This window comes from Mesorhizobium sp. M0923 (assembly GCF_040319365.1).
In the GTDB taxonomy this organism is placed as follows: Bacteria; Pseudomonadota; Alphaproteobacteria; order Rhizobiales; family Rhizobiaceae; genus Mesorhizobium.
Window position 1 is genome coordinate 307,782 of record NZ_JAMYNW010000005.1, and the last position, 14,942, is coordinate 322,723.

The 14,942-nt window shown below is 63.1% G+C and carries 18 protein-coding genes; 11 read left to right on the forward strand and 7 right to left on the reverse strand.

The annotated features are described in order from the left end of the window. The first annotated feature begins 8 nt into the window (after positions 1-8). The 6 genes from NKH89_RS11505 (at position 9) to NKH89_RS11530 (ending at position 3,759) form a co-directional block, all read left to right on the forward strand. Positions 9-257, forward strand: a complete 249-nt coding sequence (locus tag NKH89_RS11505) for a DUF6290 family protein (protein ID WP_352482964.1) — start codon at positions 9-11, stop codon at positions 255-257. A 98-nt stretch (positions 258-355) separates the two neighbouring features. Continuing rightward, complete coding sequence (locus NKH89_RS11510) at positions 356-487, forward strand: type II toxin-antitoxin system RelE family toxin (protein ID WP_352482966.1); 132 nt, start codon at positions 356-358, stop codon at positions 485-487. A gap of 22 nt (positions 488-509) precedes the next feature. Next, entirely contained in the window at positions 510-1,307 is a 798-nt protein-coding gene (tam, locus tag NKH89_RS11515; RefSeq protein ID WP_352482967.1) for a trans-aconitate 2-methyltransferase, read from the forward strand. Positions 1,308-1,415: 108 nt separating this feature from the next. Beyond that, the gene (locus NKH89_RS11520; protein WP_352482968.1) at positions 1,416-1,757 is read left to right on the forward strand and encodes a hypothetical protein; all 342 of its coding nucleotides are present in this window, start codon (positions 1,416-1,418) and stop codon (positions 1,755-1,757) included. A 121-nt stretch (positions 1,758-1,878) separates the two neighbouring features. Continuing rightward, positions 1,879-3,000, forward strand: coding sequence for a beta-ketoacyl-ACP synthase III (locus NKH89_RS11525; protein WP_352908895.1), 1,122 nt, complete (start codon positions 1,879-1,881; stop codon positions 2,998-3,000). A gap of 141 nt (positions 3,001-3,141) precedes the next feature. Beyond that, entirely contained in the window at positions 3,142-3,759 is a 618-nt protein-coding gene (locus NKH89_RS11530) for an MOSC domain-containing protein (protein ID WP_352495167.1), read from the forward strand. A gap of 226 nt (positions 3,760-3,985) precedes the next feature. Here NKH89_RS11530 and NKH89_RS11535 read toward each other — a convergent pair whose 3' ends face one another. Together NKH89_RS11535 and NKH89_RS11540 are read right to left on the reverse strand one after the other, a co-directional pair. After that, a complete protein-coding gene (locus tag NKH89_RS11535) occupies positions 3,986-4,183 on the reverse strand; it encodes a hypothetical protein (RefSeq protein ID WP_023676715.1) in 198 nt (65 codons plus the stop codon). Positions 4,184-4,330: 147 nt separating this feature from the next. Beyond that, the gene (locus tag NKH89_RS11540; RefSeq protein ID WP_352495168.1) at positions 4,331-4,816 is read right to left on the reverse strand and encodes a thioesterase family protein; all 486 of its coding nucleotides are present in this window, start codon (positions 4,814-4,816) and stop codon (positions 4,331-4,333) included. 119 nt (positions 4,817-4,935) lie between these two features. Between NKH89_RS11540 and NKH89_RS11545 the strand changes: the two genes are divergently transcribed. The 3 genes from NKH89_RS11545 to NKH89_RS11555 all read left to right on the forward strand — a co-directional run bounded on the left by NKH89_RS11545 (position 4,936) and on the right by NKH89_RS11555 (position 11,257). Then, a complete protein-coding gene (locus tag NKH89_RS11545; protein ID WP_023720827.1) occupies positions 4,936-6,348 on the forward strand; it encodes an FAD-binding oxidoreductase in 1,413 nt (470 codons plus the stop codon). 104 nt (positions 6,349-6,452) lie between these two features. Beyond that, on the forward strand, positions 6,453-6,974 hold the full coding sequence (locus tag NKH89_RS11550) for a hypothetical protein (protein ID WP_352482975.1): 522 nt from the start codon (positions 6,453-6,455) through the stop codon (positions 6,972-6,974). Between the two features lie 128 nt (positions 6,975-7,102). After that, the gene (locus NKH89_RS11555) at positions 7,103-11,257 is read left to right on the forward strand and encodes an AsmA family protein (RefSeq protein ID WP_023720826.1); all 4,155 of its coding nucleotides are present in this window, start codon (positions 7,103-7,105) and stop codon (positions 11,255-11,257) included. Positions 11,258-11,268: 11 nt separating this feature from the next. On the opposite strand, the gene NKH89_RS11560 is transcribed toward NKH89_RS11555, so the two are convergent. Continuing rightward, complete coding sequence (locus tag NKH89_RS11560; protein WP_023720825.1) at positions 11,269-11,514, reverse strand: winged helix DNA-binding protein; 246 nt, start codon at positions 11,512-11,514, stop codon at positions 11,269-11,271. Here NKH89_RS11560 and NKH89_RS11565 point away from each other — a divergent pair. Beyond that, complete coding sequence (locus NKH89_RS11565; protein ID WP_245278655.1) at positions 11,398-11,670, forward strand: CBS domain-containing protein; 273 nt, start codon at positions 11,398-11,400, stop codon at positions 11,668-11,670. The genes NKH89_RS11560 and NKH89_RS11565 overlap by 117 nt on opposite strands. Positions 11,671-11,673: 3 nt before the next feature. Here NKH89_RS11565 and NKH89_RS11570 read toward each other — a convergent pair whose 3' ends face one another. The 4 genes from NKH89_RS11570 to NKH89_RS11585 form a co-directional block, all read right to left on the reverse strand. Further along, on the reverse strand, positions 11,674-11,895 hold the full coding sequence (locus NKH89_RS11570; RefSeq protein WP_023720823.1) for a ribbon-helix-helix domain-containing protein: 222 nt from the start codon (positions 11,893-11,895) through the stop codon (positions 11,674-11,676). 17 nt (positions 11,896-11,912) lie between these two features. After that, entirely contained in the window at positions 11,913-12,116 is a 204-nt protein-coding gene (locus NKH89_RS11575) for a DUF4169 family protein (protein ID WP_023720822.1), read from the reverse strand. Between the two features lie 18 nt (positions 12,117-12,134). Next, positions 12,135-12,671 carry an SspB family protein gene (locus NKH89_RS11580; protein ID WP_023676707.1) on the reverse strand — a complete coding sequence of 179 codons (537 nt, stop codon included), beginning with the start codon at positions 12,669-12,671 and terminating at the stop codon, positions 12,135-12,137. A gap of 134 nt (positions 12,672-12,805) precedes the next feature. Next, a complete protein-coding gene (locus NKH89_RS11585) occupies positions 12,806-13,489 on the reverse strand; it encodes a TetR/AcrR family transcriptional regulator (RefSeq protein WP_352495172.1) in 684 nt (227 codons plus the stop codon). 167 nt (positions 13,490-13,656) lie between these two features. Between NKH89_RS11585 and NKH89_RS11590 the strand changes: the two genes are divergently transcribed. Continuing rightward, the gene (locus tag NKH89_RS11590) at positions 13,657-14,862 is read left to right on the forward strand and encodes a multidrug effflux MFS transporter (RefSeq protein ID WP_023676705.1); all 1,206 of its coding nucleotides are present in this window, start codon (positions 13,657-13,659) and stop codon (positions 14,860-14,862) included. Positions 14,863-14,942 lie beyond the last annotated feature (80 nt).

The window sequence follows — 14,942 nt, forward strand, 5'->3', positions numbered from 1 at the left end:
AGTTGCCCATGATCACGGTCAAATTGCCGCAAAAAGCCGAGAAGCTGCTGGCCGATATTGCCAAGGCCAGCGGCCGTACGATCGATCAGGTCGCAGTTGAAACGATCCTCGAAACCATTGAGGATTGGCAGGATGCCAGGATTGCGGAGGAACGCCTGAGGGATGACGACGGCGTACGCATTCCGTTGGAAGAGGTGATCCGGAAGCTTGAACTTCGCGAAGTCGAGGAGCGGCACAAGAAACCTGCCGCTGAATGAGTTGGCAGGTCGAGTTTACGCGAGCCGAAAAAGACATTGAAGGGCTTTCACCGAAGGACTAGCGCCGTGTCCTAGAATTCCTGTATCAAAGAGTTTCTGTGCACCCCAATCCAAGAGCACTCGCCAAACGGCTGACTGGGACCAAGGAAGCTTGGCGGTTTCGCGTCGGCGACTACAGAATCATTGCCCAGTTTCAGGACAGCCGGCTCGTCGTGCTGATCGGGAGATAGGCAACCGTCGCGAGATCTATCGATGAATAACAGCATAGCGGTAAAGGCAAAACCCGACTGGTCCGCCGCACTCTACCTGAAATTCGAGGATGAGCGCACGCGGCCGGCGCGCGACCTCCTAGCGCAGGTGCCAGTGCCGGAACCGCGCCGGGTGGTGGACATTGGCTGTGGGCCGGGCAATTCGACCGAATTGCTGGTCGAGCGCTGGCCGCAGGCACAGATCAGCGGCTTCGATACCTCGCCCGACATGATCGAGAAGGCGAAGGCGCGCCTGCCCGGCGTCACCTTTGCCTTGGCGGACGCGGCGACGTGGCAGCCGGCCGAACCGGTCGACGTGATCTTCGCCAATGCAGTGTTTCAGTGGCTACCGGAGCATCCGGCTGTCTTCCAGCGGCTGATAGGATTTTTGGCGCCCGGCGGCGCGCTTGCCGTGCAGATGCCGGACAATATGGGCGAGCCTTCGCACCGGCTGATGCGGGAGACCGCGGCCGAGATGCCGTTCACTGAAAAGTTCGAGCGTGCGGCCCGCGCGCCGCTGCCGCCTGTCGCGTTCTATTACGACCTTTTGTCGCCATTCTCGGATCGGCTCGATATCTGGCACACGATCTACAACCATCCGCTGGCCGATGCCGAGGCGATCGTCGAATGGGTGAAGTCGACGGGGCTGAAGCCGTTCCTCGATCCGCTCGACGAAGGCGAGCGGCAGCTTTTCCTGAAGCGCTACACGGCCAGGATCGCCGAAGCCTATCCGAAAACGGCAAGCGGCAAGGTGTTGCTGCGCTTTCCCCGTGTCTTCATCGTGGCGCGGCGTTCTGCTTAGAAACTCTTAGCTACACCCAAAAACAGCCAGCAGCGGATGCTTGACCGGCTTTCGCCGTCATGCGCATCTCGCTGGGGCAGGGATGGCGGCCCTCATGGGCCATGGGGGGTGGATGATGACACTGAAAACGCTCATTTTCGGCGGCAGCATTTGTGCGGCCGCTGTGCTTGCCTTTCGATATCGGCGCAGGCCAAGCGAGCGCGCTGCTTCACCAGCGATGACGGGTATTTCTCCTGCAGCTATCGGGCGCTGGATGATGCCGGCAGCTTTCGCATCTCGGCGCCGGGCTATCCGACTTACGTCCTGGAGATCGACGACCCGGGTTTTGCCTACGGCTATGTCAATCTCGGCCAGCGCAACGTGCCGCTGCCCGGACAATTCGTGCGCAGCAATGATGACGGTGCCTGCTGGAACAACCCGCAGACCAATACCAAGCTCTGCGCCTGGTAAAGACCCGTTCCAGGGACTTGATTTAAGCCGGCATAAACTGGCTAGGTGCAAAAAGAGGTTGCGCCGAGCTTTTGCGGCGTCGACATGAAGCCGCAACGCCTGCGCACGGGACGAACTGGAAATGCATCGCGTCATCATCAGCGGCATCGGCGTTGAAATCCCCGAAGCGTCGATCACCAATGAGGAGCTCGTCGCCAGCTTCAACACTTGGGTGGACATGGAGAACGTCCGGCGCGAGGTCTCGGGCGAGCCGCTGCTGCAGAAATCGGACAGTGCCTTCATCGTCCACGCCTCGGGCGTCCAGACCCGCCATGTCATCGAACGGGAAGGCATCCTCGACCCGACCCGCATGGCGCCGCGCTTCCCGGCGCGGCCCGACGATGCGCTGTCGCTGGAGGCCGAGTTCGGCATCGCCTCGGCCAGCAAGGCGCTCGATCATGCCGGGCTGAAGCCTGGGGATATCGACCTGGTGATCTGCTCGGCCTCGCACCATCAGCGGCCCTATCCGGCTATCGCCATCGAAATGCAGCAGGCGCTGGGCACGAGAGGCGCCGGCTTCGACATGGGGCTTGGCTGCTCTTCGGCGGCGGTCGCATTGCACATTGCGGTCAATCTGGTGCGGGCAGGGGCGCATAAACGCGTACTGGTGACGACGCCGGAGATCATCACGGGCCACCTCAATTTTCGCGACCGGCAGACGCATTTCATCTTCGGCGACGCGTCCGTGTCGATGATCGTCGAAGGGCTCGCCCAGGGCGAGAAGCGGTCGGGGCGTTTCGAGGTGCTCGACACGCGTGCCTGGACGCAGATGTCGAACAGCATCCGCACCAATCTCGGTTACTATACCCGCGCCACCCAGGACGATCCGTACATGATCGATCTGGAAGGCAATCTGATCAAGCAGATCGGCAACAAGGTGTTCAAGGAAGTCACCGTCGCCGGCCACAAGTTCATCGTCGAATTCCTGGCCGAACACGGGCTGACACCGCAAGCGATCCGGCGCTTCTGGCTGCATCAGGCGAATGCGCGGATGAATGCCATGATCCTGAAATTGTCGTTCGGCCATGACGTCGACCATGACCGCGCGCCGATGGTGCTGGAGCGCCTCGGTAATACTGCCGCCGCCGGTGCCATCATCGCCCTGTCGGAGAACCATGCCGACATGAAGGCCGGCGACTACGGCCTGCTCTGCGCCTTCGGCGCCGGCTACTCGATCGGCGGCGCGCTATTGCGCACGCTTTGACCATTTCGGCGCGAACGGAACCAGCATCGGAACGCGCCGAGCAGAGTCGCATCAGTCCGCTTGATCGGAGCATCAGCGCTTTCGACTGGACCCGATGAGCTGACCGCGGCTAATTGCGCGTATCACGCGAGGAACGAACCCATGCTGGATCTTTTTCCCGAAGCCGAAACTCCGGTCGAGATCGTCCCGGCGCGAAAGCTCACCGCCAGGGTGGCCTCGCTCTATCTCGCACCATTCGATCATTTCGAGACACGGGCGGTGGATAAGTTGCAGCTTGGCTTCGACGGCATTGAAGGCGATTTCCACGCCGGCACGACGCGGCGCTCCGGCGGACGGGAACCCTGGTATCCGCGCGGCACCGAAATGCGCAACGAACGGCAATTGTCGATCGTCGCGGCGGACGAACTGGCAATCGTTGCCGAACGGATGGGCATCGCCGAGATCAAGCCGGAATGGATCGGCGCCAATCTCCTGATCGAAGGCCTGCCGCACCTCTCGATGCTGCCGTCCGGCGCGCTGCTGTTCTTCAAAGGCGGCGCGACTGTCAAGATCGACGCGCAGAACGGGCCTTGCCGCATCGCCGGGCGATCGGTCGCCGAAAATGCCGGGATGGCCGATCACGAGGCCGGCGCGCTGCTGTTCGCGAAAGCGGCGAAGCGTTTGCGCGGCCTCGTCGCCTGGGTCGAGAAGCCCGGCACGATCACGGCCGGCGAGGAGATTTCGGTGCGCGTGCCAGAACAGTGGATTTACCGGGCCTGAAGACTAAAATCTTAGAGGATCAGGGATTGTCTGTTTGTAGTTGGCTGCTGAAACAGCTTCCAATCCATCGCCTTGTTTGGCCGTTTTCTTTGTTCGCCGCAATTTCTTCACCGCAATTCTTGCAACGATAGATGCCGGAATTCGGTGGCTTGCTGCCTGGCGACCATTCGTTGTCGTAAGCAACGCTGTATTCTTGTGCCGCAAGCTCGGTGTTATCATAACAGTTTCAGGCGTGGCCGCGTTTCATCCGCGCCTGCTTAAGGATGGCGCGCCAGCGGATCATGGCGAAGGGGATCGGCTCGTTGTTGTTGGCGATGTGGAAGATCTCGTTGTTGAGGTTCTTCAGCGAGCGCCAGAAATCATAGTCGGTGATGCGTGGGTCAGCCGCCAGCCTGTCCGCCTCGACCTTTATGTCGGTTTTCATGCACGTTCCCCGAACCGCTGCTGCTCCGCCGCCCGTATCGCAACTCGATGCGGATGGTTTTCCAACGCCGCGCTGAGTCGTTCAACGTCTCAATTCGGCTTGTTCACGTTAAAACCTCGGTAAGGTTAACGGCGGTTGGGTTGCGGTTCAAGCCGGCTTACGACGAATACCGATCGAGCGGCCGGCGCGCTCCGGCATCGGCAGGGCGGCATGGGCGGCGCGCATCGCTTCCACCCTGGCAAGGACGTCGGCGGGGAAGGGCGCCACCTTCGGGCCAGCCATGTCGACATGCAGCGACAGCGTTTCGGACGTGGCGGCAAGCCAGCCGTCGACATGGCGGATTTCCTGATAGGCCCTCAGCCGCTTGTCGTCATGGTCGAGGAGCTGGAACGAGACCGTGACCTTGTGGTCGAGATGCAGCTCCTGGACGTAGCAGACATGGACTTCCGCGGTGTAGATGGTCAGCCGCCGTTCCCTCACATAGTCCATCCCCATTCCCATCATCTCGAAGGCTTCGTCGGAGCAACGGTCGAACAGCACGTTGTAATAGGCCATGTTCAGATGGCCGTTGTAGTCGATCCAGGCCTTCTCGATGTCCATGGCGCGAGAGACGAAAGGGGCGGGGATGGGCATCGGAAACTTCCTTCTCGTCATGCCGGGATGAGCGTGGACTGGACAGAGCGTGGTCGGTGAGACTACGCATCCCTAGATGCAGAACAAGGGTGGACGCTGGTCCATTCGCGGAGGAATCGATGGCTCTAAGCGACCTCAACCCGGTCGAACGCAACGAGGAAGGCATTGCCGCCGTGCTCGGCATCCTCAAGCAGCGGCTCGGCGAGCGCTTCCAGACCGGCCAGGCGATCCGCGCCCAGCACGCGCACACCACGACCTATATCCCGACGCAGGCGCCGGACGGTGTCGCCTTTGCCGAGACGACGGAGGAGGTGCAGGAGATCGTGCGTGCGTGCGCTGCACATCGCGTGCCGGTGATCGCCTTTGGCGTCGGCTCTTCGCTGGAAGGCCATACCAATGCGCCGGGCGGCGGCATCTCGCTCGATACGTCACGCATGAACCGTATCGTTGCAGTCAATCCGCAGGACCTCGATTGCACCGTCGAGCCCGGCGTGACGCGCGAGGACCTCAACCGGCATCTGCGCGACACCGGCCTGTTCTTTCCGATCGACCCGGGCGCCAACGCTTCGCTCGGCGGCATGGCGGCGACACGGGCGTCGGGCACCAACGCCGTGCGCTACGGCACGATGCGCGACAACGTCCTGTCACTGACGGCGGTGATGGCCGACGGCGAAGCGGTTACGACCGGAAAGCGCGCCAAGAAAAGCTCGGCCGGCTATGATCTGACGCGGCTGCTGATCGGCTCGGAAGGTACGCTTGGCATCATCACCCAGCTGACCTTGAAGCTGCAGGGCATTCCGCAGGCGATTTCGGGCGGCGTCTGCCCGTTTCCCAGCGTCGAGGCGGCCTGCAACGCGGTGATCGCGACCATCCAGATGGGCATTCCGGTGGCGCGCATCGAATTGGTCAATGCGCTGCAGATGCGAGCGATGAAGACCTATTCGAAGCTCGACTATCCGGAGAGCCCCTGCCTGTTCGTCGAGTTCCACGGCAGCGATGCCAGCGTCGCCGAACAGGCCGAGACTTTCGGCATGATCGCCGAGGAAAATGGCGGCGGCCCGTTCCTGTGGACCAGCATCGCCGAAGAGCGGACAAAATTGTGGAAAGCCAGGCACGATGCCTACTGGTCATCGCTGACGCTGCGGCCGGGCGCCAAGGGCCTGTCGACCGATGTCTGCGTGCCGATCTCGCGCTTTGCCGAATGTGTCACCGAGACCGAGGCGGATATCGCCGAGATGGGCCTGATCGCACCGATCGTCGGCCATGCCGGCGACGGCAATTTCCATGTATTGGTGCTGATGGACGTGGACGACCCGAAGGAGATCGCATTGGCGGAAAAATTCGTGGCGCGGCTCAATATGCGCGCCATCGCCATGGACGGCACCTGCACTGGTGAGCATGGCATAGGGCAGGGCAAGATCGGCTTCCTGCGGCATGAGCTCGGTCATGGCGTCGACATCATGCGCACGATCAAGCAGGCGCTCGACCCGCTGAATATCATGAACCCGGGCAAGATATTGCCGGCCGAATAGTGGAAGAAGATCCAGATGGTCCCTGGCTTGACCGCACCACCATTTGGATCGAGACTCCAAGGACCTGAGAGGCAGGCAGGCGTCACAGACGGAGGAATGGTGTCATGGCGATTTCACGCAAGGAAGAGGCTCGGGCGCTGAGCGCCGACGAACATGCTCTCGTCGAGAAGTCGCACCATCCAGCAGTGCAGCATCTTGCCGACGCCGAACTCGCCAGCCTGGTCAAGCTCCTAAGGGAGCGGCGCGACAAGGCCCAGACCGAGGCGCATCGCCGCCGCCGCGAAATGCGCGGCAAGGGTGCGCCAAAGGGCGCCGGCGCCTCGAAGGCCGATGAAGGTTCGCAGTTGAAGCTGGCGGTTCTGGCGATGACCATGCGGCGGCTCAATGGCGAGGCCGAACGCCGCCGCCAGTTGGCAGCGCGTGTTTCGCTGGTCGAGAATGCACGCAAGGCGCTGTCCATGAAGCAGGGCGCTGCGGCAGACGGTCCCGAGTTCAACACGCGCACCGCGCACAAAGGCATGCGCGCGATCGTGAGCCGGCGGCCCGAGAATCTGATCCGGCCGATGGAACTCGGCCGGCAGCGGCAGGCGGCAAAGGTGGCGCAGGCAAAGCGCGACGCGCGCTGAGTTTTCTTGGCCGCCTTCTTTTGCCCTGGACTTTTGCCCTGGACGCCTGTCTGGCGGGAATTGCCTCTTTATCGACACGCTGATGCGGGTAGAGTGCGGCTGATTTTCAATCAACCGCTTCGGAGTTCATGCTCGCACGCCTGTTCGTGATCTTCGGTGGGCTTCTCGTGCTGGTGCTGTGTGCGGCGCTGGTGGTGCCGTACTTTGTCGACTGGACGGGTTATCGCGCCGATTTCGAACGCGAGGCGAGCGCCGTTCTTGGCCGCAAGGTGACCGTGCGAGGCGATGCAACGGCAAGGCTGCTGCCGTTTCCCTCGGTGACCTTTTCCAACGTCGCCGTCGCCGGTGGCCCCAACGGCCAGCCGGCGATGACCGTCGAAACCTTTTCGATGGATGCAGAACTCGCGCCATTCCTGCGCGGCGAGGTGCTGATCTTCGACATGCGCCTGGTGCGGCCGAAGGCGACGATCGACATCGCCGCCAACGGCACGGTCGACTGGACGATACGGCCGTCCTCGCCGTTCGATCCCGGCCAGATCTCCATCGAGAAGCTGACGGTGACGGAAGGACAGATCGCGCTCAGCCACGCCGCCGGCGGCCGTAGCCATCTTATTTCCGAGATCAACTCGACGATCTCGGCCAAGTCGCTGGGCGGCCCCTGGCGGATGGACGGCTCCCTGTTGCTGGACGGGTTGCGGACCACGATCGCCGCTTCCACCGGCAAGGCTGAACCGGACGGGCAAATGCGGCTCAGGCTCAAAGCCGGTCCGGATGACTATCCGCTGGTCATCGAGACCGACGGCAATGTGGGCCTCGTCGAGGGCGCCGCGGTCTATTCGGGCCAGTTCAAGATATCGGGCGCAGACCAGACTGTAGCGCAGTTGCGCGGCACCGACGGCGAGGCAGTGAAAGTCAGCGCCGGCAAGCCGGATCCGGGGTTCAGGCTGAACGGCAAGTTTTCGCTCGACCACCAGGAGCTCGGCGTCGACGAATTCCGCTTCGAGACCGGACCGCTCGACAATCCCTACACCGCCGATGGCAAGGCTGCGGTCGACCTTGGGCTGAAGCCGCATTTCTCGATCGAGGCCAATGGCGCGCAGGTGCAGTTCGACGAGGCAGTGGGGGCGGCGGCCAGTGCCGGATTGACGCTGTCCGAGCGGGTGGCGGCGCTGGAGCAGGCGCTGCTCGATCTGCCGAAGCCGACCATACCGGGCACGGTCGAGGTGAAACTGCCGGCGGTGGTGGCAGGCGACACGACGATTCGCGACGTGCATCTGTCCGCCGAACCGGCCGAGGGCGGCTGGGCGGTAAAATCGCTGGCCGCCACGCTGCCCGGCCGCGCCAAGCTGGAAGCCAATGGCATGGTCAGCGTCGAGGATCATTTTGGATTCACCGGATCGCTGCTTCTGGCCGTGGCGCAGCCCTCCGGCTTTGCCGCCTGGCTGTCGAAGGACGTCGACGAGGCGATCCGCCGCTTGCCGGCCGCTGGCTTCAAGGCAAAAGTAGATTTGAGTGAAAAACACCAGGCCTTCAGCGATCTCGAACTCATCCTCGGCAAGGCGAAGTTCTCCGGCCGCATCGATTCCACCCAGCCCGAAGACACAAGGCCATCGGTGCTGATGCAACTGGAAGGTGGCGAACTCGACGTCGATGGGCTCGCCGCCTTCGCCTCGATCTTCGTCAGCGACAAGGGCGCCAACCGCTTTTCCGACCGCGACCTCGATTTCCAGATCAAGGCCGGGCCGGTCAGCGCAGGTGGGTTGACCGCCGATAGCGTCGACACCGCGCTTAGATTGCGCGACGGGCTGCTTGAGATCGACCGCCTGTCGGTCGGCGGACTTGCCGGCGCCTCTATCAGCGCCACCGGCCGGATCAAGGACTTCCCAGCGAGCCCGACCGGCAAGCTCGACGCCTCGGTGGTCGCCGTCGACCTCAAGCCGCTGATCGACGTCGCCGTCCGGCATTATCCGGACAATGCGGTGCTGAAGGGGCTGGCGGCGCGCGCCGCTGCCTATCCGGAGCTGTTCCAGGATGCGCGTATCGACGCCGTCACGAGTGCCGCAGACAACGGCGACGGTACGACTGGACTGGCAATGAGCGCACAGGGCAGGGCCGGTGGTTCGGCCTTTTCGGCGTCGCTGTCCGGCAAAGGGGCGCTCGACCGGCCCCTCGAAGCGCCGGTGACGTTGACCTTCAATGCCCGGAACGCCGACGCCACCGCACTTCTGGCGCTTTACGGGTTGCCGGCGCTGCCACTCGGCATGCTCGGCGAGGCGACCACCGACGTCTCGGCCAAAGGCACACTTGGCGGCGGCCTGGCGACACGCTTCAGCCTGGCCGGCAACGACTTCAAAGCTGGTTTCGACGGGACAGTTGCCGACACGCCTCAGGGCGCGGCCGCCAAGGGCAAGGTCAGCCTGGAAACGGCCGACATCGAGCCATGGCTGATGACGACCGGCGTCGGCCTGCCTGGCATGGGGACCGGCATGTCGACGTCGCTTGCTGCCGATGCCGACTACGGCAATGGTCTTTTGGTGCTGAGCGGCCTCAACGGCGCCGTCAACGAAGCGGCGGTTTCCGGTGACGTAAATATCGACGTCAAGGAGGGGCTGCCGCATCTTGCCGGCGCGCTGTCGCTGGACGAGCTGGACCTCGATCCGATGGCGATGATGCTGTTCGGCGACCAGGCCTTCCTCGTCAATGACGGGGCCTGGCCGACGGCACCGTTCAGCCAGAAATCCAGTTTGCCATTTACCGCCGATCTCGATCTGACGGCGGCGTCGCTTGCCGCCGGCCCGCTTGCCACCGCCTATGACGCTGCGCTTTCGCTGCAGCTCGACCAGGAGGGCATTCGTGTTTCCGACCTCAAGGCAAAATTCCTCGGCGGCGAGTTGAGTGGCCTGTTCGAGCTCAAGAACAATGACGGGACCGGGCTTTTCTCCGGTCAGATGAAACTCGCCGGCTCCGATCTGGCAGCCGTGCTGCCGGAGGCCGGTTTCAGCGGAAGCGGCGATTTCTCGACGGCGCTTTCGACCAGCGGCAAATCGGTCGACGCGATGGTCGCGGCGCTGTCCGGTTCCGGCACGGCGACGCTGAAGGGCATGACTATTGCCGGCTTCAATCCCGATGCCTTTGGCGCATTCATCGCCAAGGCCGACGCGATAGGGCGCGATATCGACGCGTCGAAGACTGCCGGCTTCGTGCCGCAGATCGCCGCGGCGGGAAGTTTTCCGGCGCAGGACACCGATATTGCCTTCACCATCGCCGGCGGCACGCTGAGGGCGCCACCGGTCAAATTCGAAAGCCCGGGCGCGACGCTGTCCGCCGACATCACCGCCGATCTGAATACCAGCACCGTCGATGCCAAGGGCGAGATCGCCTACCGACCCGGCGACGAGGCGCTGGTCGGCTCCGAACCAATTTTGAATTTCAGCGTCGACGGTCCGTTCGGCGCCATCAAACGGCAGTTCGACAGCGAGCCACTGGCACAGTTCCTGACCCAGCGTGCGCTGGAAAAGGAGCAGCAGCGGGTCGAAGCCATGCAAGCCGCGCTGCTCGAGAAACAAAGGCTGCGGCGTGAGGTGCGCTACTACGCTGCCCTGCAAACCGAGCGTGAAAGAGCGGCGGAGGAACTGCGCAGGCAACAGGAAGCAGCGCGGCTGAAGGCCGAGGCCGACGCCAAGGCAAAGGCCGAAGCTGAGGCGCAGGCCCAAGCCGAAGCGGAGGCGAGGGCGCAGGCTGAAGCCAAGGCGAAGGCTGAAGCGGACGCTAAGGCACAGGCCGAAGCCGAGGCTCAGGCCCAAGCCGAAGCGGAGGCCAGGGCGCAGGCTGAAGCCAAGGCGAAGGCTGAAGCGGACGCCAAGGCAAAGGCCGAAGCTGAGGCGCAGGCCCAAGCCGAAGCGGAGGCCAGGGCGCAGGCTGTAGCCAAGGCGAAAGCGGATGCAGCGGCGAAGGCCGAAGCCGAGGCCAGGGCGAAAGCCGAGGCGGCTGCAAAGGCCAAAGCGGATGCCGAAGCCAAAGCCGAGGCGGCGCAACAGGCTGCCGAGGAAGCAGCGCAGGCCGAAGAACAGCAACGCCAGAGGGCGGAAGAGGCGTTGCGGATCGCCTCGGAAGAGAAGGCAAAGCTCGACGCCGAACGCAAGGCCGCGGCGGAGCAAGCGCAGAAAGCAGAACGTGCGCCACCGGCCGCAAATAACGTGCCACCCTCAGTGCCGCCCCCGCCAAAGCTCAAGTTCGATCCCTCGTCGATCGACGATCTGCTAAAATCGCTGAATGGCGGGTGACGGCGCATCCCTTATGCGCCGCGTCCAGCAAGCAAGCGCTTCAGCATCGGCTCGATCCGCCCGAGTTCGTCGAGATGAGCGGCTGACAGATCGGCGAGACTGTCGTCGGCGCGGTCGGTCAGCCGCAGCAGCACGCGGCGGTGGTCCTCCTCGTAGTGGTCCCTCGCGACGAGCCCGGCTTCGCAAAGACGGTTGCCTATCCGGATGAGTATCTCGAGGGCCCCTCCGACAAGCTGCTGATGGCGAACGTGTCCCATTTGCCCGTCGTCACGCGAGAAAATGCGCGGCTGGTGGGCTATGTCGGCTGGAAGGACCTGATGCGTGTCAGATCGAAGAAGCAGGCCGAAGAACGCGACCGCTCGGCTTTGCTGGGCTTCCGTATCCGGCGCAGGAAACAAAATAGCGTTGCCTGAAGGCTACAACTTGCGGCGCTTGGCCCAGTCCAGCACATAGAGCCTGAGCGCCGAGGAGAGGTTCGCATCGCGCGGGCGGCTCTCGTCGATTTCGGCGACAAGCGCGGCGAGCGTCAATTTTCGCGCGGCCGCGATGGCGACCAGGTCGTCGTAAAAAGGCTTTTCGAGCGAATAGCTGGTGCGGTGGCCGCGAATGGTGACCGAGCGCTTTTCGACCGGGCTCACGCGACCGCCCTCACACTTCAAGCATCGGATTTGTCCGAATCGCCCGATTTTTCCCGGCGATGACTGGCGACGAATTTGTCGGCCTTGTCGGCGATCAGGCGGTCGCGATCCCGGCTGGTTTTGGAACGGCCATGCAGCGCCCGGTTCTGTTCGGCCAGGCGCTCCTTCTCGGCTCGCGCCTTCTGCTTGCGTGCCTGACGGAGATTGACGATCTCGGCCATGTCACGCCGCCCGTCGGGTCACTTCTTGCGGAAGGCGTCGAGCGACACCACGTCGGCCCCCTTGGCGCCGGCGTCGGCCGCGGCAGGCTTCTTTTCCGCCTCAGCGGTTTTCTTCTTCGTCTCAGGCTTTTTCTCGGCGACGATGGCCAGCGGCTCGGGAGCAGGCTTGGCCTTTGTCTCCTGTTCAGCCGGGGTATCCGTCTTGACGTCGAATTCGAGCTCGAAGTTGACGGACGGATCGTAAAAGCCGCGTACGGCCGAGAACGGGATTTCCAGTTTCTCCGGCACGTCGGAAAACGACAGCCCGACCTCGAAGCCGGTGTCGCTCACCTTCAGGTCCCAATATTGGAACTGAATAACGATGGTCATCTGTTCGGGATAGCGTTCGCGCAGCCGCGAAGATACGCGCACGCCCGGCGCGCCGGTGAGAAATGTGATGAAGAAGTGATGGTTGCCTGGGAGACCGGTGCGCGCGACCTCGGCCAGGACCTTGCGCATGACGCCGCGCAACGCCTCCTGGGCCAAAATGTCGTAGCGGATGTGGTCGTCGGCCATGTGGCTGTCGGCTTCCGTTGAATCGTCCTGATAGCTGTAATCAAGCTTGAGCGCGGCGTAAACCGGATATAGATCGCCTGCGTGCGGAAGCGAAGCCCATTGGCGACGATTTGATCGTCAAACGGCTTTGACCGTCAAGCGCTGGCGAGCGCGCCCTGCTTACGAGCCACAGGCTGCCGCTTGCCGAAGGCGCGCAGGAAGGTGCGCACGCCATTTGTCGCTGACTGCACCACCTCGTCCTCGGTTGGTGCGCCGCCGAGCATGAACGTCGTCTGCAACTCGGCATTGGCAAGCGCCATGAACTGGCGCGCTGCGACATCGGGATCGTCGATATCAAGGAAGCCGGCATGAGCGAGGCGGGCGAAACGGGCGGCGATCGCCGGCCATGTCCTGCCCGGTCCTTCTTCGCGCCATTCGGCGAACAACTCGGGATAGCGCCCGCCCTCGGTCTGGATCAGCTTGCGCAGGAATTTGCCGTCGCGGTTGCAGATGCAGTTGTGATTCATCCGCACAGCAAAGGCGATGAGGTCGGCTTCGAGATCCTTCGGCTGATCGGGAAAAGTGGAAATCGTGGCAAAGATGCCGGCGTTGCAACGTTCGGTGAGGTCGCGGACGATGGCAACGAAGAGTTTTTCCTTGTCGCCGTGATGATTGTAGATGGTCTGGCGGGAGACGCCGGCCTCGGCGGCAATCATGTCGATATTGGCACCGGCGAAGCTTTCGCGGCAGAAGACCGAGGTGGCGGCATCGACAATCGACATCCGCTTGGCCTCATGGCCCCGTGGCGGGAAAATGTCAGGAGAAACGTTGGCCTTCATGCAAAACTATATAGAGGTGGTTGACGAATTAGACAAGCCTGTCTAAATTTGTGGACTGCACGAAGGGAGTTTCGTTCCGCAGAAGAGTCGGAACTCCATGGGATGGAACGTCCTAGGGTTACGCGCCGGTCCTCGGCGGCAACCAGAATTCGAAAGAGCCTGCTATCATGAACGCCAAATTCCTCCGCATTGCGGTCGTGCTCGGCCTATTGTCCGCGATCGGCCCGTTTGCCATCGACATGTATCTTCCGGCCCTGCCGTCAATAGGCGAGGATCTGCATGCCGGCACTGCCGCGGTGCAGATGAGCCTGCTGATCTTCTTTCTTTCCATGGGCTTCGGCCAGATCGTCGTCGGACCGATCTCCGACATGGTCGGCCGCAAGCTGCCGCTCTACGGCGGCCTGGCGCTGTTCATGGTCGGCGGCGTCGGCTCGGCGCTGGCTCCCTCGATCGAATGGCTGATCGCCTTCCGTTTCCTGCAAGGGCTCGGCGCCAGCGCCGGCATGGCCGTGCCGCGCGCGATCGTTCGCGACCTGCATACCGGCACCGAGGCCGCCAAGTTGATGTCGCTGCTGATGCTGGTGTTTTCGGTGTCGCCGATCCTGGCGCCGCTGACCGGTAGCCAGATCATCGAGAACTTCGGCTGGCGCGCCGTGTTCTGGACGGTGACGGGCGCGGCCGTGCTCGCCACCATCCTGCTGGCGACCTCTCTCAAGGAGACGCGGCCGGTCGAAGAGCGCGCCGGTTCGTCCTTCGGGACGGCACTTTCCGGCTACCGCTTCCTGATGGGCGACCGCAACTTCCTTGGCCTGACGGCCATCGCCGGCTTCGGCATTGCGAGCTTCTTTGTCTATCTGTCGAGCTCGTCCTTCATCCTGATCGACCATTATGGCCTGTCCCCTTCGGTTTACAGCGTGTTCTTCTCGATCAATGCGGTTGCCTTCATCGGCATGTCGCAGCTGACCGGGTTGCTATCGGAGCGGTTCGGGCTGCAGCGCGTGGTGCGCGTCGCCGTGACCGGCTATGCGACGACGATGGTGGTGCTGTTTGCGGTGATGGCATCGGGTGTCGACCGGCTCGACGTAATGGCGGCGCTGCTGTTCATCGGCTACGGTTTCCTCGGCCTGGTTATCCCGACGACGTCGGTGCTGGCCATGGAAGAGCATGGTGAGATCGCCGGCACGGCGTCGGCGCTGATGGGCACGCTGCACTTCGCCATCGGCGCGGTCGCCATGGGTGTCGCCGGCGTGTTCTTTGACGGCACGCCGCTGCCAATGGTGGCGGGCATCACGCTGTGCGCGGCGATCTCCTTCACACTGGCCAAGATAACGCTCGGCCGCAGCCGGGACGTTGCGGAAGCGCCGGCGGAGTAAGCTTCACCTATCGAGACAAAAAGGCCGGGCGATGTTCCCGGCCTTTTCACGTTTGCGGTCCCGGTTCAAAGCAGCCTTTG

Bases quoted from the DNA above. Each gene is read 5' to 3' on its own strand.
- NKH89_RS11505 (WP_352482964.1), top strand. From the start codon at position 9: ATGATCACGGTCAAATTGCCGCAAAAAGCCGAGAAGCTGCTGGCCGAT.
- tam (WP_352482967.1), top strand. From the start codon at position 510: ATGAATAACAGCATAGCGGTAAAGGCAAAACCCGACTGGTCCGCCGCA.
- NKH89_RS11525 (WP_352908895.1), top strand. From the start codon at position 1,879: ATGCATCGCGTCATCATCAGCGGCATCGGCGTTGAAATCCCCGAAGCG.
- NKH89_RS11530 (WP_352495167.1), top strand. From the start codon at position 3,142: ATGCTGGATCTTTTTCCCGAAGCCGAAACTCCGGTCGAGATCGTCCCG.
- NKH89_RS11535 (WP_023676715.1), bottom strand. From the start codon at position 4,183: ATGAAAACCGACATAAAGGTCGAGGCGGACAGGCTGGCGGCTGACCCA.
- NKH89_RS11540 (WP_352495168.1), bottom strand. From the start codon at position 4,816: ATGCCCATCCCCGCCCCTTTCGTCTCTCGCGCCATGGACATCGAGAAG.
- NKH89_RS11545 (WP_023720827.1), top strand. From the start codon at position 4,936: ATGGCTCTAAGCGACCTCAACCCGGTCGAACGCAACGAGGAAGGCATT.
- NKH89_RS11550 (WP_352482975.1), top strand. From the start codon at position 6,453: ATGGCGATTTCACGCAAGGAAGAGGCTCGGGCGCTGAGCGCCGACGAA.
- NKH89_RS11555 (WP_023720826.1), top strand. From the start codon at position 7,103: ATGCTCGCACGCCTGTTCGTGATCTTCGGTGGGCTTCTCGTGCTGGTG.
- NKH89_RS11560 (WP_023720825.1), bottom strand. From the start codon at position 11,514: ATGGGACACGTTCGCCATCAGCAGCTTGTCGGAGGGGCCCTCGAGATA.
- NKH89_RS11575 (WP_023720822.1), bottom strand. From the start codon at position 12,116: ATGGCCGAGATCGTCAATCTCCGTCAGGCACGCAAGCAGAAGGCGCGA.
- NKH89_RS11580 (WP_023676707.1), bottom strand. From the start codon at position 12,671: ATGGCCGACGACCACATCCGCTACGACATTTTGGCCCAGGAGGCGTTG.
- NKH89_RS11585 (WP_352495172.1), bottom strand. From the start codon at position 13,489: ATGAAGGCCAACGTTTCTCCTGACATTTTCCCGCCACGGGGCCATGAG.
- NKH89_RS11590 (WP_023676705.1), top strand. From the start codon at position 13,657: ATGAACGCCAAATTCCTCCGCATTGCGGTCGTGCTCGGCCTATTGTCC.